Source organism: Candidatus Litorirhabdus singularis (assembly GCF_026262625.1).
In the GTDB taxonomy this organism is placed as follows: Bacteria; Pseudomonadota; Gammaproteobacteria; order Pseudomonadales; family Halieaceae; genus Litorirhabdus; species Litorirhabdus singularis.
Genome location: NZ_SHNN01000001.1, coordinates 280,466 through 300,195, shown reverse-complemented (window position 1 = coordinate 300,195; position 19,730 = coordinate 280,466). Strand labels below are relative to the sequence as shown.

The window sequence follows — 19,730 nt, the reverse complement described above, 5'->3', positions numbered from 1 at the left end:
CGTTAATCCTGTAGCTCGCCAAGCCGCTGCAGGCTGAGTTGCAGCGCGGCATCCAGCTTCTGCAGCTGTTCTATCCGGTCTCTGGCGCTATCTATTTCAGGTCCCACTTCGCTGCGAAAGCGCTGACCCAATTGCTCGCTGAACTCACTTATCTGACTCTTCAGGCGTTCGCTGATCGCCTGTTCCACGCGCGTATCCATATCTGACGTAAACCTGATCTGTGGAGAGGTAACGGTACCGGCAAAGCTCAGTCGCATAGCGAAAGCATCGGTAGAGTCTAAAATGGCTGCAATCAGTTGCGCCGCCTCACCCGCATCATCGGCGAGACTGGTGGTCAGATCGGCCTCTGTATAGCGTTGTACTATTTCGCCGCTGAGCACTTCGCCGCGCGCGGTTAGTGTGCCGCTGATGGAAGCTCGAGCCCGCTGCATGACTATATCCAGCTGTGGGTTGCCTTCCAGTCTCATGTCTCTCAACATCAGGTCTACAATTTCCACACTGACGGTATCGTCGGTCTGGTCGCTGTGGTCTACCTGGGCTCGTAATTGCAGGCTGCCGCCGCCGGCGCCGGTACCCGACAGGGTCAGCGTTGCCGGCTTGCTGGCCAACTGCAGTGGCCACACGAAATCTTGCAAGGTGCCCTGTACCTGTGAGTTTTTGGCGGATGGCAGCAGCGGTCCGTTGATAGTGGCATTGGCAATGTAGATAGGCATTACGCCGGTCTCAGTGATGCTGCCCGCGTTGGAGAAAGCAATCGGGGCCAGCACTTGTTGGAGCACGCCGGTGAGGTCACCGCGCAGCAATTGATTGGCCAGTCTGGCGACTTGCTCTGTATTCATGCCACGATCACTGAGCAGACGCTGCGTGTGCGTTGCTGCCAGCTCCGGAGCCTTATCAAGCAACATTGAGAGTGCTTCGACTTCGCCTATGAAATCCGCTCGCAACTCCTCCACTCGGGCCAGTTCAGCAGCAATCTCCGCGTGTATGGATCTTGCCTGCATGACTGCGGCCGGGTCCGTGAGGCTCCCATCCGAGGCTCGGGGTAGCGCTTCCAACTGGCTCTGGTAGGCATTCAGGGTGGCGCCATCAGGCAAGCTGGCGATAGCCTGCAGCCATTTTCCCTCGGCGACAATAAAGGTCTGTCGCAATTGCTGCAGGTCAGCCTCAAAAGCAGCCTGATATCTGGCTGTCAGCTGATCGAGATTGTCGGTCTGCGGGTCTGGCAGGGTAGATCTTGCCAAGTCGCTCTCGGCGGCCAGCAGCGGTCTTAAAATCTCTGCCTCGGTAGTACGCGGCGCGAAGACTACGAAGCCGTCGATGACCAACGAATCCAGTTCTAACTCATCCTTGGCGAGCTTTAACATGTCGATATCAAAGTAGGTACGTTCGGCGCTTGCCAGATTGCGCCAGGGGTTAGTGCGATCTGCGACCTGCAAATCAAACAAGGTCACCTTGCCAACGAAGGGTGATATCTTCATGCGATCAATGCTGACTTCGGCACCATACATGGCACTGGCCTGGCGCTCGAACAGCGGCTTGGCAATGTCGTCCAGTGCCAGCAGGTATATCACCAGCAGGACTGTGAAAAAGAGTACGCTATAGCGGGTGGATGTTCTCATGGCTGGTGCTGGGGTCCCGTGCTGCTGAATGCTCTAACCGGTTTTGCGCTAGAGACTACCATCAATCGATACCAAGTTGTGCCCAGATGTCGTCAATGTGTTGCTTGACGGCAGGATCCTGCGCGATAGGTTCACCCCACTCGCGGGTGGTTTCACCGGGCCATTTATTGGTCGCGTCCATGCCAATCTTGGATCCCAGCCCTGATACGGGTGAGGCAAAGTCGAGATAGTCGATAGGTGTGTTTTCAATCATCACACAGTCCCGCTGTGGGTCCATGCGCGTGGTCATTGCCCAGATTACATCGTCCCAGTTGCGGGCGTTGACGTCATCATCCGTCACGATGAGGAATTTGGTATACATGAATTGGCGCAGGAATGACCAGGCTCCCATCATCACGCGTTTGGCATGCCCCGGGTACTCTTTACGCATGGTGATGACTGCTAGTCGATAGGAGCAGCCCTCCGGCGGCAGATAAAAATCGACGATTTCCGGAAACTGCTTCTGCAGGATCGGGATAAACACTTCGTTCAGTGCTAGACCCAGAATAGAAGGTTCATCCGGCGGCCGGCCGGTGTAGGTGCTGTGATAGATGGGGTTTTCACGGTGGGTAATGGTATCCACTGTAAAAACGGGAAACTTGTCTACTTCGTTATAGTAGCCGGTGTGATCACCAAACGGACCTTCCTCGGCCTCTTCGCCGGGCTCCAGGTAGCCTTCCAGTATATATTCCGCCGTTGCCGGTACTTGCAGATCATGCTCGCGACACGCTGGGGAGTAGCAGCGTACCAGTTCTGTTTTAGCGCCGCGCAGTAGCCCGGCAAAGGCGTATTCTGAGATGCCATCCGGGACCGGGGTAACTGCGCCCAGGGTAGTCGCTGGGTCGGCGCCCAGTGCCACCGCAACCGGATAGCGCTCGCCGGGATTGGTCTGCTGCCATTCCCGATAATCCAGTGCGCCGCCACGGTGTGACAACCAGCGCATGATGAGCTTGTTCTTGCCCAGCAGTTGCATCCGGTAAATGCCAAGATTCTGGCGTTCTTTGTTGGGTCCGCGGGTAATCACCAGAGGCCAAGTGACCAGTGGGCCTGCGTCACCTGGCCAACAGGTTTGAATAGGTAGGGTAGTCAGGTCAACGTCGTCGCCTTGCTTCACATGATGTTGGCAGGGAGCGTTGTTGAGAAGCTTGGGCGCCATGTTCAGTACTTGTTTCAGTACGGGCATCTTGTCCCAGGCATCACGTAACCCCTTGGGCGGGTCGGGCTGGCGCAGATAGGCCAGCAGTTCGCCGACCTCACGTAATGCGGTCAGACTTTCCTGGCCCATGCCCAAGGCTACCCGCAGTTCAGTGCCGAACAGGTTGGCCAGTACCGGTGTGTTGTAGCCGCGCGGATTTTCAAACAGCAGCGCTGGGCCACCCTGCTTAAGGGTGCGGTCACAGATTTCGGTCATTTCAAGGTAAGGGTCTACCTCAACCGTGATCCGCTTTAGCTCACCGCGTGCTTCCAGGTGCTGAATGAATTCTCGTAGGTCTTTATACTTCACTTACGTTTCATTGAGAGGAAGAATTCTTCGTTGGTCTTGGAACCACGTAACTTGTCGAGCAGGAACTCAACGGCTGCGGTGTCTTCCATACCATGTAACAACTTGCGCAGAATCCACATGCGCTGCAATTCATCTTCACCGGTCAACAGGTCTTCGCGACGGGTGCCGGAGCGACGAATATTGATTGAGGGGTAAATTCGTTTCTCCGAAATCTTGCGGTCCAGATGCAGCTCCATATTACCGGTGCCTTTGAACTCCTCGTAGATCACTTCGTCCATCTTGGAGCCAGTATCCACCAGGGCTGTTGCAATAATCGACAGACTGCCGCCTTCTTCAATATTTCTTGCCGCGCCGAAAAAGCGCTTGGGACGTTCCAGTGCATGGGCGTCGACGCCACCGGTAAGGACTTTGCCAGAACTTGGGATGACCGTGTTGTAGGCTCTGGCCAGACGGGTAATAGAGTCGAGCAGAATAATCACATCGCGCTTATGTTCTACCAGTCGCTTGGCCTTCTCGATGACCATATCGGCTACCTGAACATGGCGCGAAGGAGGCTCATCGAAGGTTGACGCAACCACTTCAGCGCCCTGGGCACCTACCGAACGTTGCATCTCGGTGACTTCTTCCGGACGCTCATCGATCAACAACACAATTACATCGCATTCGGGGTTATTGCTGATAATCGCCTGGGCGATATTCTGCATCATGATAGTTTTACCGGCTTTCGGCGGTGCTACCAGCAGACCGCGCTGGCCTTTGCCGATGGGTGCGACCAGATCAATGATGCGACCCGTGAGATCTTCTGTACTGCCATTACCTTTTTCCAATTGCAGGCGCTTGTTGGGAAACAGGGGTGTCAGGTTTTCGAACAGAATCTTGTGCTTGGAGTTTTCCGGCTTATCAAAGTTGACCTCATCGACCTTGAGCAGGGCAAAATAGCGCTCACTGTCTTTCGGGGGTCGAATCTTTCCAGTAACCGTGTCACCGGTGCGCAAGTTAAAGCGTCTTATCTGACTGGGTGAAACATAAATATCGTCCGGTCCGGCCAGATATGAGCCTTCGGCGGAGCGCAGGAAGCCGAAGCCGTCCTGAAGTATCTCCAGCACGCCATCGCCATAGATATCCTCACCACTTTTAGCGTGACGCTTCAGGATATTGAAAATGATATCTTGTTTACGAGTACGCCCGACATTGTCGATGCCAATTTCCTTGGCAATGTCGATGAGTTCCTGGGTTGATTTTGTTTTTAGGTCAGTCAGATTCATAGGAAGTATAAGAAGTTATCTCAGAAGTTGGGGTGCGCTATTTGGAATGTTACTGCGCGATATGGAATCGGAATTGATGCCGGGGGTTTCAGCCGCTTGCGGCCAGTGCGCAAATGGAGAGCGACGGATGGCTGATAACGACTTAAGTTTTACAACGGCTTCAGGTTTATAACGGCTTCCGTGAGTGCCCCGCGATGATGATATGCGAGGTTCTGGTTGCTTGTTATTGGGTTTTAGGCTGCAAAAGAATAGGGCAGCAACAGAAATGTAGCACGGGTATGGGGGGGCGTCTATAGCCCCCGGCAAATTTGACTAGATCGATTCGTTGACAAATTCCATGAGTTGGGTCTTCGACAAGGCGCCAACTTTTGTTGCTTCAGCATTGCCGTCCTTGAACAGGATTAAGGTAGGAATGCCGCGAATGCCAAATTTTGGCGGAATTTCTGGGTTTGCATCTACGTCTACTTTACAGACTTTGAGTCGGCCAGCGTACTCATCGGCAATCTCGCTCAATACGGGCGCGATCATTTTGCAGGGACCACACCACTCGGCCCAGAAATCTACCAGTACGGGGATATCGGCATTGAGTACGTCTTTATCAAAACTGTCATCAGAAACGTGCTGGATGTGTTCGCTCATCGTGTTCTCCATAACTGGCTCATGCCGCCAGCAAGCGTTGCGTGGTTTGAGGGCAGAATAATACCACTGTGCCGGAGACGCACAAGTGCGAAGGAGAGCTGACGCTAGAGTTTTTTGTCATCAACTTAGTTGGAATTGGTATAACATCTGGCGGCGACACAGCAAGGGAGATGGGTATTGAACACGAAGCAAAAAATCACGTTCTTGGTATTGGTACTGGGCATCGGAGCCTGGTTTGCGCTTGATCTGGGCAGATTCCTGCAGGTAGACAACCTGCAGCAGCAACTCGACAGTCTGGCAGAGTTCTACGCTGCCAATCCGCTGCTGGCTGGCTTGCTCTATATGCTGGTGTATATCGCGGTGACCGCTCTGTCACTGCCCGGTGCCGCCGTTATGACGCTGGCCGGTGGCGCGCTGTTTGGTTTTTGGTATGGATTGTTGCTGGTCTCCTTTGCCAGCAGTATTGGCGCCACTCTGGCCTGTCTGGTAGCAAGGATTCTGCTGCGTGACTGGGTGCAGGGCCGGTTTCAGGAGCCGTTGAAGTCGGTCAACGCCGGTTTCGCCCGTGAGGGCGCCTTGTATCTGTTTGGCCTGAGGCTGGTGCCGCTGTTCCCGTTTTTCGTGATTAACCTGGTGATGGGATTGTTGCCAATTTCGTTGCGTCGCTTCTACTGGGTGAGTCAACTTGGCATGCTGCCGGCAACTGCTGTGTTTGTTAATGCCGGCACCCAGCTGGGCCAGTTGGAGGGTCTGGAAGGGATTCTGTCACCTGGGTTAATCGGCAGTTTTGTGCTGCTGGGTCTTTTTCCCTTGCTGGCGCAGCGCGTGCTGGTCTGGGTGCGCAGTCGCCGCATTCTAGGCAAGTTCAAGCGCCCCAAGGTGTTTGATGACAACGTGCTGGTGATCGGAGCTGGTTCGGCGGGGCTGGTGGCAGCGTTAATAGCGGCAACGGTGAAGGCCAAGGTGTCCCTGGTGGAGCGGGACAAGATGGGCGGAGACTGCCTCAATACCGGTTGTGTGCCGAGCAAGGCGCTGATTCGCAGTGCGCGTATCGCCGAGTATATGCGCCGTGCCCCTGAGTTTGGGCTGGCACCTGTGCAGGTGGCGGTAGAATTCCCCGAAGTCATGCAGCGGGTGAAATCGGTTATTGCGCGCATAGAGCCGCATGATTCGGTGGAGCGTTTTACCTCGCTGGGGGTTAACTGCATTGCTGGCGAGGCACGTTTGATCTCACCCTGGGAAGTCAAAATTGGTGATGAAGTGCGCAGTGCGCGCAATATCATTATCGCCAGCGGTGCGCGGCCGCTGGTGCCGCCGATACCAGGGTTGGCCGAGCAGGACTATCTAACCTCGGACACTATATGGGGGCTAACTGAGCTACCGCAGCGTCTGTTGGTTATGGGCGCGGGACCGATTGGTTGTGAATTGGCGCAGAGTTTTGCCAGCTTGGGCAGTGCGGTGACATTGGTAGATATGGCGCCGCAGGTGTTACCGCGCGAAGACTCTGAGGTCTCGGCGCTGGTGCATGAGGCGTTGCAGGCATGTGGTGTCAGTGTGCTGGTCAATCACCGCGCCGTGCAGTTCGCTCAAGATGAAAGTGGCTGCAGCGCCGAATTTGACTACGCCGGCGATCGCGTCAGCGTCAGTTACGATCGGGTGTTGGTAGCTTTGGGGCGGCGCGCCAATGTTGAGGGTATGGGGTTGGAAGAGCTGGGAGTTGGGCTGAGCGATACCGGTACGCTGGAAGTTGACGAGTATCTTTGCACCACGGTGCCAGGTGTATACGCCGCCGGTGATGTGGCCGGTCCCTATCAATTTACTCATATGGCCAGTCATCAGGCCTGGTTTGCCACCGTCAATTGCCTGTTTGGAGGCTATAAGCGCTTCGAGGTTGACTACTCGGTGGTGCCCTGGGCGACCTTTACTTCTCCCGAAGTCGCCAGAGTGGGCCTGAATGAAGCCGATGCCAATGCCCAGGGGATTAAGGTCGAGGTGACCCGCTACGACATTGATGATCTGGATCGCGCCATTGCTGATGGCGAAGGTCACGGCTTTGTAAAAGTGCTGACACCGCCCGGTAAGGACAAAATACTGGGAGTCACTATTGTGGGCTATCACGCTGCTGAGCTGCTGGCCGAGTACGTTTTGGCGATGAAGCATGGTCTTGGTCTGAACAAAATACTGGGTACTGTGCACGTCTACCCAACATTGGCCGAGGCCAACAAATTTGCCGCCAGTGAGTGGCGTAAGGCCCACAAACCCGAGCGCTTGCTGCAGTGGGTAGAGCATTTTCATACCTGGCGCAGGCGCTGAGGCCTGCTCAATGACGGCTTCGGCAGACAGTGCTGGTGGCTGGTGGGTTTATCTGTTGCGCTGCGCTGACGGTAGTTTCTATACGGGTGTAGCGACCGACCCCTTGCGCCGGCTTCGGCAGCACAACGGAGAGTTGGTCGGCGGTGCCCGCTACACGCGTGGTCGGCGCCCATCGGTGTTGGTTTGGCAACAGCCCTGTAGCGACCGCAGTGCCGCCCAGCGTCGAGAGGCAGAGATCAAGCAATTAACACGGCAGCAAAAGCTGGATATGGCAGCAGCTGGCGATGACTGCAGTGCCAGTATTCATGTGCTCGGTGGAATTTCAGAGTGAGGAAATCTCCAGGCAGCGCAGCTTAACTAGCGTCTAGACCGTACTTTGCTCCAGGTCTTCCAACTCCTGGTGAAACTCTAACCAGCTCTCCTCTAGCTGTTCCGCCTCGTTGCGCAGTTTACCCTGCTCCCAGACCAGGTCAGCCAGCTCCGCCTTGTTCGACTCTTCATAAAGGCTGGGTTCCGACAGACGTGCTTCGATTGCCGCCAGCGCCGTCGAGGCTTTGTCCATCTGTGTTTCCGCGCGCGCTATAGCGCTACGCAGCGGTTTGAGTTTCTCCCTCTGCTCCGCGGATTCCTTGCGCTGTTGCTTCCTGGTGGCGGCGGTTTCAGTCACCGGCGCGGCGTGCATTTCACGTTGCTGGGGTCGGGCATCCGGGTTCTGCTGCAGGATCCACTTTTCGTAAGCGGCTACGTCATCCTCGTATACATCCACGCCGCCGTCGTGCACCAGCAGTAGCTCCTCTACGGTATTACGCAGCAGATGACGATCGTGTGTGACCAGCACTACGGCGCCGGTGTACTCCTGCAGCGCCATGGTCAGGGCATGACGCATTTCCATATCGAGGTGGTTGGTGGGTTCATCGAGTATGAGTAAGTTAGGCTGTTGCCACACAATTAATGCCAGCGCTAGCCTGGCCTTTTCACCGCCTGAAAAAGGCGCAATAGGTTTGGTGGCGTTGTCACCACGAAAATCGAAGCCGCCAATAAAGTCTAGTACTTCCTGTTCCCGCGCCTGCGGGCGTGCCCGCTGTAAGTGCAGCGCCGCGCTGGCTTGCAGGTCAAGAGCTTCCAATTGTTGCTGGTCGAAATAGCCAATACTGCAGTGGGGACCGGTGAAACGCTCTCCGGCCAGTAGCGGCAAAACCCCTGTTAGTGACTTGAGCAAAGTCGATTTGCCAGCGCCGTTGCGGCCCAACAAGCCGATACGGCTACCGGGTCGTAGCACCAGATCGACCTGGCTAAGCACCACTGTGTCGCCGTGACCCAGCCTGGCTTTGTCCAGTTTCAACATGGGGTCGCTGGCGCGCGCGGCCTCTGGAAAACGGAATCTAAAGGGTGAGTCGATATGGGCAGGAGCAATCAGCTGCATGCGCTCCAGCTCTTTGAGCCGACTCTGCGCCTGTTTGGCTTTGGTGGCTTTGTAGCGGAAGCGGCGGACAAAGTCGTCGATTTCAGAGACGCGTTGTTGCTGACGAGCATAGGTAGCCTGTTGATTGGCCAGCCGTTCCGCCCGTTGTCGCTCAAACGCTGAATAATTACCTTTATAGAGCTGCAGTCCCTGCTGCTCCATATGCACAATCTGCTGACAGGTGGCGTCGATAAAGTCGCGGTCGTGCGAGACCATGATCAGAGTGCCGCGGTAGGCTACCAGCCACTGCTGTAGCCAGACGGTGGCATCGAGGTCGAGGTGGTTGGTGGGTTCGTCCAGTAGCAAGATGTCTGACGGGCACATCAGCGCTCTACCCAGGTTAAGACGAATGCGCCAGCCGCCGGAAAAATCTTTCACCGATCGCGCGCTGTCGTCGGTTGCAAAACCCAGGCCCGCCAGCAACAGATCGGCCTGACGCTCTACGTCATAACCATCGCAGGCTTCCAGCTCGTTGTGAATCTGCCCGACCCGGGCAAAATCCTCCGCCTGTTCAGCTGCCTGCAATTGCTGGCGTAGCGCAAATACTTCGGTATTGCCGCCAATCAGATAGTCGCGGGCGTTTTCGCTGGTGGCGCTGACTTCCTGGGCCATACTCGCCATGCGCATTGAGTCCAGCCCTTCAATAGCACCGGTGTCCGCGCCCAGTTCACCTTGCAGTAGCGCGAATAGACTGGATTTTCCGCAGCCGTTGGCGCCGGTAAGCGCAATGCGTTGGCCGGGCTGGATAGTTAATTCGACGTTATTTAGCAGTGTTTTGCTGCCGCGTCTTAAACTAATATTACGCAATATAATCATGGACGCGAATCTTACCCACATGCAGGAGACTAATCCATTTTGGCGTTTTAGCCAGTTGGCCTGGACAGTGGCTGATGTTGCATCGTTTTGCCTGCAACTTCAGGAGCAACACGACTGTGACGTCAATATGGTGCTCTGGGTAGGCTGGCGGTCAGCGCAGGGAGTGCCAATAGATTTGGCTGACCTGGAACAGCTGCAGACTTTGGTCGAGCCATGGCGTCAACAAGTGATACTGCCATTACGCATGGTGCGTCAGGGTTTGCCTAAAGAACCTGATCAAGCCGCTCTGCGAGAGAACCTGCTGACGGCGGAGCTGGAGGCCGAACGGTTTCAGCAAACACTTATATTCAAAGCTAGCTCGATCGGCGAGCCTGTTTCGTCGCAAGATCATAGTGCGGCGAATGCTAGAGCCTACTGCCGCTATGCTGCACTTGATTCAGCTACCGAGCAATCTTTGTGGAAGATGCTGCAGGTTCTGCAGGAGAATATTGGAGCTAGTTTGGAGTGCGACTGAAGCTGTTCACCCGTTTGATGCTGGTATTGGTAATGCTGTTATTAGTATTACCGATGGTAGTGCCTGGGCCCGATGGCACGCCGGTGATGCAGCCCTCGGACTGGTTGGATCCCAAAGGCTGGCGCCTGCCGACCTTGGAAAGCTTGGGTTTGGCAGGTTTAGAAATCCCTGATATCGAGATATTCCGGGATGAGCCAGATGGAGTCGTGTCAGCAGGGCAAACATTGCCTGGCTTGGAAGCCGACTCGGACCCGTATTACCGGTGGCAGGATCAGCAAGGGGTCTGGCATTTTTCCGATCAGGCACCAGCCGATGACGACCAAGTGGCGCCGCGCGCGCTGCCCGTTATATCCAACCGCATACAGCCCGCCAGTAGCGACAACGGGTCTGGTGCTCAGACGCCTATGGATAGTAAGATAGTGCCCTTGCAAAACGTACCCGGCGCTGTTTCGCGCGAGGCGCTTGAGCAACAGCTGGAGGAAGCGCATCGCCGCCGCATGGGTGCCGAGCTCTAGCCTAATCCCATTGACTAATCTGGAACTAACTATGAAGAAACTGAATTACGCGATGCTAGCGGTCGCAGCATTACTTTTGACTGCCTGTAACCAACCGGCTCAGGAAGCAGAGGTTGTTGAGCAGCCGGTGGTACTTGAGACCGTCGAGCAGCGTTTGAGCTACGGTCTGGCCTTTAACCTGGGACAGCGCTTTAAGAGTGACGGCGTTCCTGTGGATGTGCCCGCTTTCGTAGCCGGCGTCAAGGACGCGTTGAACGGCTCACCAGGCCTGATGACCCAGGAAGAAATGATGACTGAGCTGCAAACTTATCAGGAGTCCAGTAATCAGCAGCGTGAAATCGAAATGCAGCAAGTTGCGATGGTCAATGCAGAACAAGGCATGGCATTTTTGGCTGACAATGCTCAGGCTGAAGGTGTGGTAGTACTGGATAGTGGCTTGCAATATCGCGAGCTGCAGGCCGGTGATGGTGTAAGCCCCAGTGCAGCCGATACAGTAGAAGTGCACTACCGCGGGACACTGCTCGATGGTACCGAGTTTGATAGCTCTTATTCTCGTAACCAGACCGTCAAGTTTGGCGTCACTCAGGTCATACCTGGCTGGACCGAAGCCTTGCAACTGATGTCTGTAGGCAGCAAGTGGCAGCTATTTATCCCGGCTGAGCTTGCCTATGGCGTATCCGGTGGCGGGCCTATTGGTCCTAACTCGACACTCATTTTTGATGTCGAGCTGATCGGTATTGAAGCACCCGCAGCAGAGTAAGTCATTAGCTGTTGCTTGCAGCGCGGGCATGGGTTTGGTGAAGGCCGACAATCAGGCGGTCTTCCAACTCAAACCTGCGCTCCAGTATTTCTCCCAGTAGCGATAAATCCTCGGTGTAACCGCCGCGACTGGGCTCCATAAGGGCATACTTCTCTTCAAATCCGAGAATCACCTCAGTGGTGTCACCAATGCTGGGAATGATGTCGCTGGCGAGCTTATTGCTGCCGTCCGCGAATGCCTCAGCTTCACACAACAGTTCGTGAAACACCTCGAAGTGTCCGACCGAAACATAATCCACCAGCAATTGGCAGAGCTCACGCAGGGTGTCCTGCTGTTCCTCTTGGGCCGCGGTATTTTCGCTGAAGCGTGCAGCGAGTAACGCATAATTGACCAGAATCTCGCGGCGCTCACGCAGCCACTTTTGTAGCAACACCTCGACTGCGCCCCAGCGCGCCTTATTGTCCGTGAAAGATTCTTGCATATTGCCTCACTGGAAAGAATTCGTCTGCCGATGGTATCAGAGTCTTTGCTGACGGCTAAACTCTACTAAATCGGGATAAAAGGCCAGGAATGTCCGGTCAATGGCGGGCTGCAGTTCGCGCAGAATGTCATCAATTTCCAGAAACGGGTTTTCGCGCGCAAAGCGTTCGCCAATGCGGGCAGCACTGCGTGGTACCGTCTCCCAGTGCTGGTAGAGTGACAGAATGTCATATTGTTCGATTCGTTGTGCCATGGCGGCAGCATCTGTAGAGAGCAGGGCGAGATTGCTAGCCAGTATTTGCACTACCTGTTGGTTAAACTCCTGCAGCGGCAGTGCACTGTAGCGTGCCCAATGCTGGCTGAGACTGTGGTCAAAGCTCAGATCAATGAGAATGCCGGCGAAGCGTCGCAGTGAGCTGGGGAACTGCCGTCTCAATTCTGCTACAGCATGGTGGGAATCAGTGTAAGCATCAATGGCTCGGTGCAGCGCGATGCCCGCTTCCAGACGCTCCGGTAAATCGCCGCGCAGCAGGCCCCGATAAAAATCGCCTTCCAGACCACCCAGTACCAGTTGTTCATCTGGCCAGGCGAGATGAAAATGGGCGAGGTAATTCATAGGCCTTCGGCTCAGCTCTTGGCCAGAGTCTTATATTGCTCGTAGTAATTCTGCACGTAGGTATTGAAGTCGACGCTGTCAGTGGCTTCGATTTCGGTTTGGCGGGCGAGGGAATCTCGCGCTGCCTTAGCAAAAACTTCAGCTGCCTCGGCCTCCAGAGGATTACTCCGAAATGCCTTGGCCCAGTTTTCGCTATAACTCATGGCGAGGCGGAAGAAGGGCAGCTCGCGCTCCTTCATCTCCTCTAGCAACATGGCTGAAGGTGTCTTGGTGCTATCTACGACCTTACCCCGCTGGTCTGTCAGCGTCGCGCTGTAGTCACTGCTCTGGTGCGCCTGATCCAGGCTTGTGGCAATACTCTGCATGTCCGTTAGCAGTTGCTTGGCCAAGTCTTGCAAGCTGGTGTCACCGGCATTGGTTTGTAGCAAAAGACCCGGTTCACGGCCGCGATTTACCACCCGACGAATGTTCTCTGCTTGCAGTTGTCGCTCGGGAGCTTCACAGGCCGGACTGTCCTCGAGTAGGCAGTAGAGCAGAAAAATATCCAGAAAACGAATTTGGGCAGCGTCTATGCCGACGCTGCAATAGGGGTTTACATCAATACAGCGTACTTCAATATACTCTATGCCACCGCGCCGCAGGGCACCCAGCGAGGTTTCTCCCGAAGCGGCGACACGCTTCGGGCGAATCGACGAATAGAACTCGTTTTCGATTTGTAGCAAACCAGTATTGAGTTGCTTTCTGGCTTCAGGGGTACCCACACCTATTGTTTCATAGGCTGGATGATTGCGGGTGATGGCATTGCACAGGTCATCGATGTATTTGTGCAGGTTGTTGTAGCAGACTTCCAGGTCGCGCTGAGCGTTGCTTTGGTAGCCGAGGTCGCCCATACGCAGTGACGTGGCCCAGGGCAGGTGCATACTCTTTCCCTGTTCATCAAACGCTTCCAGGTTATGCTCAGCATTACCGCGCAGAAAACTCTTACAAACCGCCGGTGATGCTCCGAATAGATAGATCAGCAGCCACGAGTGGCGTTGAAAGTTGCGTATCAGTCCCAAGTAGCGATTACTGATGTAGTCCTGCAGTGGTTCACTGTTGTCATCGGCGCGCTGAGCGTCGGCCCAGTAAGCGTCGGGCATGGAAAAGTTGTAGTGAATGCCGGCTATAGTCTGCATCAATCGGCCGTAGCGATGCCCAAGTCCTAGCCGGTATACCGTTTTCATGGTGCCGACGTTGGAGGTGCCGTAGTCGGCGACCGGTATGCTGGCGTCGCCTTCCAGGATGCAGGGCATACTCGCGCCCCACAGTAATTCATCGTCAATATGGGCGTAGGTATAACGGTGAATAGTCTCGAGAGTCTCCAGCGTAGCGGAGATGCTCGTGCTGACGGGAGTAATAAACTCTAGCAGCGCTTCCGAATAGTCCGTGGTGATGTAGGGATGGGTCAGCGCTGCACCCAGCTCGACGGGGTGCGGTGTCTGAGCCAATTTGCCGGCGCTGTTAATGCGCAGGCTCTCTTTTTCGAGGCCGCGCTGAATGCCGGTTAGAGATGAGACCTGTGCGCCGTCGGTCAACTCGGCCAGACGCCTTTCAAGTGTTGCTGTCAATGCTAGTCCCCTGGTGCGGGTTTGGCGAGGTCGGCAAGTGTACGGGTATTGTCAGTTCGATTACAAGACTGCAGTCCTGTCCAGCTTGGCCGCCCGTTGTTGCGCCGCTGTTCAGCCAATAGCAGCCACTTCCTGCAGAGTGCGTTGCAGCAGTTGGCAGGCGAAGTTGCTGTGAATTTCCGACTCCTGATCTTGTGCCACCATAATACGTGACAGTATCAGGCCGTAGCGCATGGCAGCGAACAGCCGATAGTAGTCGTAATCATCAACGGGATAACCGGTTACCGAATGCCAGCGCTCAACCGTTGCTGCATAGCTGGGCAGCCCTTCAAGTCGCTCGAGTCCCAGGCCATCTGCAAAAGAGCTGTCGATATAGCAGTACCAGGCGAGATCCTGCATGGGGTTACCCAGTACCGCCATTTCCCAGTCCAGTACAGCGGCTACCGCTGAGCAGTCCTCGGTAAAAATGAGGTTGGCGAGTCGTGAGTCTCCCCAGCACAGCTTGGTAATTTCGTTGCTGGGCTGATTGTCCCGCAGCCACTGCAGTGCGGACTGCGCCAGTGGGTGACCCCGTCCCTCCATGCCCCATTCCAGGTAGTTTTCCCAGTAGGAGAGCTGTTGCTGCAACGGTGTGTCACCTAACTCGGGCTGATTCATATCGGCGAAGCCCAGCGATTCATGATCCAGTTTATGAAAACGAGCCATGGTGTCGATGCCTGCAAACCATAGGTTTTCGCGCTGCTGCAGGCTGGTCTCATGCATCATCCAGCCGTCCATGTTGTAAGGAGGCATATCCGTGGGTATACGTCCCTCGGTTTTTTTCATGATGTAAAAGGGTACGCCGAGTATCGAGGTATCCATTTCAAGGCCGCGCATATCTGGTGCTGGGATGTCAGTGTTCTCGTTCAGGGTTTTCATGACGCGGTATTGCAGGCTCAGATCATAGGCTGGAAATACAGGACGTTCTATTTCCGGTTGCAGTCGGCCGACGCAGGGCTCTGTTAGTGTGATACCGCCCTCCTGCCAATGAATATCAAACAGCAGTGTCACGTTGGACATGCCGGTGGCCTCAGGAATATGGAATTCTGAAACCTTAACCTGGGTACCTTTACGCTGGCTGAACCAGGCCGCCAGTTTCTGTTGTGTGAGCTGAGGGTTTTCCAGCAATGGCGTTGGGCGTTCGTCTTTCACGTGTAGGTCCTGTTAGCATTTTGTTGGAAGCAAGACAGTATGCAAAAGTCGTGCAGGTTTTAAAAGAGTCTGCTTTGCTGTTTCTGGCAGAGTCGAGCGTTGCGGGAATGCCTGCAACAAATAGCTGTTTGACGGTGTTTTTCACCGATTGTGGCGCCCTAAACACCTGATTTTGCAATGCTGCTCACAAAAGATGGCATGTGAACCCGCATCAGAAGCTGATAAAGTGGGCTTAACTTTATGGCTCTTCAAATCCGGTGTTCAAGCTATGCGTTTATTAAGTTGTTTACTGCTGATGGTGTTCGCAGTTGCAGGATCATCTGGTGCTTTTGCGCAGCAGCGCTCGGTCGCTCCTGATGATGCCAGTGTTTACTTTATTAGCCCAGCCAATGGTGCTGTGGTTAGCAGCCCGGTGCGGGTACGTTTTGGTCTCAGCAATATGGGCGTGGCACCGGCCGGAGTGAATATCAATGGCACTGGGCATCACCACCTGTTGATAGACCTTGAGACTTTGCCGCCAATGGATGCGTCGATGCCTGCAAGCGATCAACTGCGACACTATGGTGGCGGCCAGACTGAGACACTGTTGGAACTCGATCCCGGAACACACACGCTGCAGCTACTGATGGGAAACTTTTTGCATATTCCTCATGAGCGGCCGGTTATCTCAGAGAAAATTACAATCACGGTGCGCTAATAACGATGGCTGAAGAAAAGAACATGCGAATTACTCCCTGGCTGGAAATTCTGTCCAGCAAGGATGGTTCTGATTTGTATCTATCCACGGGAGCGCCGCCCTGCGGCAAGTTTCAAGGGGTACTCAAGCCCATTGCTCCGGATATGATGGGTCCGGGTGAAATCAAGGCTATCGCCTACGAGATAATGGATCCTACCCAGCGCGAAGAGTTCGAGCGCGAGCTAGAGATGAATCTGGCGATATCGATTGCTGGCATTGGGCGTTTCCGCGTCAACATTTTCGTGCAACGTAATGAAGTTGGCATCGTGGCACGTAATATTGTTACCGAAATTCCGTTCTGGAAAGATCTCCGCCTGCCCGAAATTTTGCCTGAAGTGATGATGACCAAACGCGGTCTGGTCTTGTTTGTGGGTGGTACGGGCTCCGGTAAATCGACCTCACTCGCAGCACTGATTGACTACCGTAACAGTAATAGCGGCGGCCACATTATTACCATCGAAGACCCGGTTGAGTACGTACACAAACACAAGAAATCTATCGTTAATCAGCGTGAAGTGGGGGTGGACACGCGTAGTTGGCACGCCGCGCTGAAGAACACCTTGCGCCAGGCCCCCGATGTGATACTTATTGGTGAGATTCGCGACCGTGAAACGATGGAGCACGCCTTGGCCTTCGCCGAAACCGGTCACCTGGCGATTTCTACGCTCCACGCTAATAACGCGAACCAGGCACTGGACCGCATTATTAACTTTTTCCCTGAAGAGCGTCGCCCGCAGTTGCTCATGGATTTGTCGAGCAATATTCGTTGCTTCGTGTCGCAGCGATTGATTCCTACTGTAGATGGCAAACGCTGTGCCGCCATCGAAATTATGCTCGGTACTCCGACCATTTCTGAAATGGTGCTCCGTGGTGAGTTTGAAAGCATCAAGGAGATCATGGAGAAGTCCGAGAATATCGGTATGCAGACTTTTGACAGTGCGGTTTTCAAGCTCTGGAAAGAAGGACGAATTACCGAAGAGGAGGCGTTGAAGAACGCAGACTCAGCCAACAATGTGCGACTCAGGATCAAGTTTGAGAAAGAGGGCGGTGCTATGGGTGGTGAAGACGCTGACGATGATATGGGCTTTAGTCTAGAGTCTATCGAGGAATAACCGCTTAGTGAACTGAGCTGACCATATTGCACCAGGCCAGATAATCGGTGCCGTCGCTTTCTATTAGTTCGAAGCCTACAGTGTAGCTGCCGCTGCGCTGTGGATCTGCAGCGCACCAGCGCACTTCTCCGACCAGATATAAAGGTTGCTCTGCTCCGTGCAGTTGCACACCAAGCTGCAGGATCGAGCCGGTCTGTAGTGCGTCATCAACGCAAACTCTGACCCCGGTTGTAGACACTTCCACAGACGAGCAAATCACTATCTCGGTCGGCTGTAGCGTTTGCTCGCCGGCGCACAGGGTTTCGATAAAGACGGTGCTGTGCTCTTCGAGACGCTGCCACTGACGCTTTTCAAGGCTCATGATCTAACTCTCCTCACTATCAGTGCTGCGGAAGTCTTTAACAATAGTGCTGACGGTATCAGCGAAATTTGGGGTTGTGCTCAGAATTTCAGCCCGTCCTGAATCCAGTAGTAGCTGCAGCTGCACGGCCTTGAACTCGCGTTTTTTTACACCACGGCCGTCAACAAAAATAAATTTGTCCAGGCTCTCTACGCGCACCGCCAGTTTGGCCGGTTTACCGTCTGTATCATGAAACTTGATCCAGCTGCCGATGGGCAAGTCTTTGCTGGCAACGGCCTCTGCTTTTTCCTGTGCAGCTGGGGGCTCTTCCAATACTTCAATCTCAATACCGGCCGGTTCGTCAGGCGTCTTTTCAAGTGGCTCGGTAAGTGTTGTCGACTCTGTATCACCGGGGTCAGCTGGTTCGGAAAGTCCCGGCGTCTGCTCTGTGAGGTTGGTGGCCGTGAGCCCTATAGCTTCTGTCTGTTCCGGTTCGGTAGCGGCTGCAATACTCGGCTCTGCTATTTCTTCAGGCACTGGCTCAGGCGCTGGCTCAGGCGCTGGCACTGGCTCAGGCGCTGGCATGGCTGCAGACGGAGCTTTGGTATGAGGACGGAAAATGACAGCCTTGCGCGGTTTCCTGTAGGCGACGTCTTCGTTCTCAATGGCCTGTTCAAGACCGGCGCAGGCATGCAATGTCGTGCTGAAACCGGCGCGCTTCGGTAGTGTCTCAGCGACGCCGCTGGACATAAGATAACTGAACTCCTCGAAGGTTTTTTGCATCACCTTGGCGCCGGCCCGATTAACAAACAGCATCTGTTGGTATTCGTTGAGCTTCAGCGCCAGACAGATGCGACTCTGATCGCCCTGTTCAGAATTTATTGTGAACCACTGCCCCTCTTCCAGCGGCAGTACCTGCTCTACCAACTGCTCTGCGACCCTTGTTCTGATTTTTGTCGGGCCGTTCAAAATCGGCTCCGGTTCCAGTCGCTCCAGGGGCTGCTTACGCAAAATCTGGAAGTGCACTTCCTCGATTTGAGCGATCACACGCTCTTTTTCGCCAACACTGTTGTCGAGACTGACCAGCAGCTCTTTCAGCTCTCGGGGTAGCTGTGGAATGATTTTGTAGAGTCGCTGACGTCGGGCGTCGGAAATGGCCTCGGATGGCTGTACCGTCCACACCAGAGTTTCGGTGATTTTCAACATGCGGTGCCATAGATCGCTGTCGCCTCCATGCTTGATTAAGGTTAGTTGCATGGAATCAAACCAGGGGCCGTGCAGGAAATCGCGCACTGCGGCTGGAAACTGAGCGCCCAGCATCAGTTCATTGAGAGCATCGGCGACGCTAGTACGTGCACTAGTGGCCTTTAGGCGGCCCTGCTCGGTGGCGATGATCCGCTCACGCATCCGGCTAAAGGCGTTGGCTTCACGCTCAAAAAATTCATTCAATTCAGTATTGAGCTGGGCGAGGTCGCGTGGTTGCTTGGTGAGCTGGCTATGCAACGCAGCTTCAATATCATCAAGTTTCTCGGTGACAACTCTGCCGGCGCGTTCAAGCCCTGAATGCCAGCCGATGCCGCGTTCGTAAATCGTATCGAGCATCTTGTGAACAGGATGCTTGCCGATGAGCAGGAAATCGCGCTCGCTGATAGCCAGCGCAGCCAAGGCTGACCGCATGCTCTGAATGCGTGATTCCAGAGCGGGGTCTAGTAGCGGTGTAGCGGACAGCGATGCAAATGTAGCATCGAGCCAGTCAAGAATGGCGCTCTGGTCTGCGGCCAGTGCGTTTGAGTCAGGCAGTGCAGCTGAAGCTATTGCGCGCAGCGGTGCGTTGGGCTCGACTGAGGTACCGAGCGTCAGTAGAACGTCCAGTAACTCCTGTTCGGTGACAGTTGCAGTATCTGTTTCGGTATCGGGCTCAGTGCTGCGCGGATACTTCTGCAGCAAGTGCTGCATGATACGGCCGGGGCTGGTGGGTATCGGTGTCATCAGTTATTGAGTTTCCACGCAATATGTCCGATCAGGTAAGCCCATAGCGCAACAAGTAGAACCAGGCGCCAGGCCGGATTCTTGTTCTTCTCTTCCTGCTTGTCAGCTTTCTCGGCTCTAAAATTGGGAGAATCACAGGCCGGGCAGTGGCCATTTTTGCCGCGTTTTTTGCCTCTGAAACTGCAGTCATAGCAGTAGTATGCCATAGTTAGA

The 19,730-nt window shown here is 54.7% G+C and carries 19 protein-coding genes; 7 read left to right on the top strand and 12 right to left on the bottom strand.

Annotation, left to right across the window (positions count from 1 at the left end; genetic code table 11):
* Positions 1–2: 2 nt before the first annotated feature.
* The 4 genes from EYC98_RS01435 to trxA all read right to left on the bottom strand — a co-directional run bounded on the left by EYC98_RS01435 (position 3) and on the right by trxA (position 5,066).
* Complete coding sequence (locus EYC98_RS01435; protein ID WP_279243519.1) at positions 3–1,619, bottom strand: hypothetical protein; 1,617 nt, start codon at positions 1,617–1,619, stop codon at positions 3–5.
* 61 nt (positions 1,620–1,680) lie between these two features.
* Positions 1,681–3,162, bottom strand: coding sequence for a 4-hydroxy-3-polyprenylbenzoate decarboxylase (ubiD, locus tag EYC98_RS01430; protein WP_279243518.1), 1,482 nt, complete (start codon positions 3,160–3,162; stop codon positions 1,681–1,683).
* The gene (rho, locus tag EYC98_RS01425) at positions 3,159–4,427 is read right to left on the bottom strand and encodes a transcription termination factor Rho (RefSeq protein ID WP_279243517.1); all 1,269 of its coding nucleotides are present in this window, start codon (positions 4,425–4,427) and stop codon (positions 3,159–3,161) included. The genes ubiD and rho overlap by 4 nt, the downstream gene beginning before the upstream one ends.
* Before the next feature lie 312 nt (positions 4,428–4,739).
* Complete coding sequence (trxA, locus tag EYC98_RS01420; RefSeq protein ID WP_279243516.1) at positions 4,740–5,066, bottom strand: thioredoxin TrxA; 327 nt, start codon at positions 5,064–5,066, stop codon at positions 4,740–4,742.
* Positions 5,067–5,243: 177 nt separating this feature from the next.
* On the opposite strand from trxA, the gene EYC98_RS01415 reads away from it, so the two are divergent.
* Both EYC98_RS01415 and EYC98_RS01410 read left to right on the top strand, forming a co-directional pair.
* Positions 5,244–7,379 carry an FAD-dependent oxidoreductase gene (locus EYC98_RS01415; protein WP_279243515.1) on the top strand — a complete coding sequence of 712 codons (2,136 nt, stop codon included), beginning with the start codon at positions 5,244–5,246 and terminating at the stop codon, positions 7,377–7,379.
* A 10-nt stretch (positions 7,380–7,389) separates the two neighbouring features.
* Positions 7,390–7,710 carry a GIY-YIG nuclease family protein gene (locus EYC98_RS01410; protein ID WP_279243514.1) on the top strand — a complete coding sequence of 107 codons (321 nt, stop codon included), beginning with the start codon at positions 7,390–7,392 and terminating at the stop codon, positions 7,708–7,710.
* 33 nt (positions 7,711–7,743) lie between these two features.
* Here the strand turns inward: EYC98_RS01410 and EYC98_RS01405 are convergent, their stop codons facing one another.
* On the bottom strand, positions 7,744–9,657 hold the full coding sequence (locus EYC98_RS01405) for an ATP-binding cassette domain-containing protein (RefSeq protein ID WP_279243513.1): 1,914 nt from the start codon (positions 9,655–9,657) through the stop codon (positions 7,744–7,746).
* On the opposite strand from EYC98_RS01405, the gene EYC98_RS01400 reads away from it, so the two are divergent.
* From EYC98_RS01400 to EYC98_RS01390, 3 genes are read left to right on the top strand one after another with little or no spacing between them, the layout of a single operon-like run.
* A complete protein-coding gene (locus EYC98_RS01400) occupies positions 9,656–10,171 on the top strand; it encodes a TIGR02444 family protein (protein ID WP_279243512.1) in 516 nt (171 codons plus the stop codon). The genes EYC98_RS01405 and EYC98_RS01400 overlap by 2 nt on opposite strands.
* Complete coding sequence (locus tag EYC98_RS01395) at positions 10,162–10,686, top strand: DUF4124 domain-containing protein (protein WP_279243511.1); 525 nt, start codon at positions 10,162–10,164, stop codon at positions 10,684–10,686. The genes EYC98_RS01400 and EYC98_RS01395 overlap by 10 nt, the downstream gene beginning before the upstream one ends.
* A gap of 31 nt (positions 10,687–10,717) precedes the next feature.
* A complete protein-coding gene (locus EYC98_RS01390; protein WP_279243510.1) occupies positions 10,718–11,446 on the top strand; it encodes a BamJ family beta-barrel-assembly machinery protein in 729 nt (242 codons plus the stop codon).
* Positions 11,447–11,450: 4 nt separating this feature from the next.
* Here EYC98_RS01390 and EYC98_RS01385 read toward each other — a convergent pair whose 3' ends face one another.
* The 4 genes from EYC98_RS01385 to EYC98_RS01370 form a co-directional block, all read right to left on the bottom strand.
* Positions 11,451–11,927 carry an Rsd/AlgQ family anti-sigma factor gene (locus EYC98_RS01385; protein WP_279243509.1) on the bottom strand — a complete coding sequence of 159 codons (477 nt, stop codon included), beginning with the start codon at positions 11,925–11,927 and terminating at the stop codon, positions 11,451–11,453.
* A 36-nt stretch (positions 11,928–11,963) separates the two neighbouring features.
* Positions 11,964–12,542, bottom strand: coding sequence for an acyl carrier protein phosphodiesterase (locus EYC98_RS01380; protein ID WP_279243508.1), 579 nt, complete (start codon positions 12,540–12,542; stop codon positions 11,964–11,966).
* 11 nt (positions 12,543–12,553) lie between these two features.
* Positions 12,554–14,149 carry a glutamate--cysteine ligase gene (gene gshA / locus EYC98_RS01375; protein WP_279243507.1) on the bottom strand — a complete coding sequence of 532 codons (1,596 nt, stop codon included), beginning with the start codon at positions 14,147–14,149 and terminating at the stop codon, positions 12,554–12,556.
* A 111-nt stretch (positions 14,150–14,260) separates the two neighbouring features.
* Positions 14,261–15,340, bottom strand: a complete 1,080-nt coding sequence (locus EYC98_RS01370) for a phosphotransferase family protein (protein WP_279243506.1) — start codon at positions 15,338–15,340, stop codon at positions 14,261–14,263.
* 268 nt (positions 15,341–15,608) lie between these two features.
* On the opposite strand from EYC98_RS01370, the gene EYC98_RS01365 reads away from it, so the two are divergent.
* Positions 15,609–16,037, top strand: coding sequence for a DUF4399 domain-containing protein (locus EYC98_RS01365; RefSeq protein ID WP_279243505.1), 429 nt, complete (start codon positions 15,609–15,611; stop codon positions 16,035–16,037).
* A 5-nt stretch (positions 16,038–16,042) separates the two neighbouring features.
* Positions 16,043–17,188, top strand: a complete 1,146-nt coding sequence (locus EYC98_RS01360) for a PilT/PilU family type 4a pilus ATPase (protein WP_279243504.1) — start codon at positions 16,043–16,045, stop codon at positions 17,186–17,188.
* Between the two features lie 4 nt (positions 17,189–17,192).
* On the opposite strand, the gene EYC98_RS01355 is transcribed toward EYC98_RS01360, so the two are convergent.
* Genes EYC98_RS01355 through EYC98_RS01345 form a run of 3 tightly spaced genes read right to left on the bottom strand, consistent with a single transcriptional unit; the run spans position 17,193 to position 19,723 of the window.
* Positions 17,193–17,549: a PilZ domain-containing protein gene (locus tag EYC98_RS01355; protein WP_279243503.1), complete on the bottom strand. Its 357-nt coding sequence runs from the start codon at positions 17,547–17,549 to the stop codon at positions 17,193–17,195.
* Positions 17,550–17,552: 3 nt separating this feature from the next.
* Positions 17,553–19,517, bottom strand: a complete 1,965-nt coding sequence (locus tag EYC98_RS01350) for a DUF1631 family protein (protein ID WP_279243502.1) — start codon at positions 19,515–19,517, stop codon at positions 17,553–17,555.
* The gene (locus tag EYC98_RS01345) at positions 19,517–19,723 is read right to left on the bottom strand and encodes a hypothetical protein (protein ID WP_279243501.1); all 207 of its coding nucleotides are present in this window, start codon (positions 19,721–19,723) and stop codon (positions 19,517–19,519) included. The genes EYC98_RS01350 and EYC98_RS01345 overlap by 1 nt, the downstream gene beginning before the upstream one ends.
* Positions 19,724–19,730: the final 7 nt, after the last annotated feature.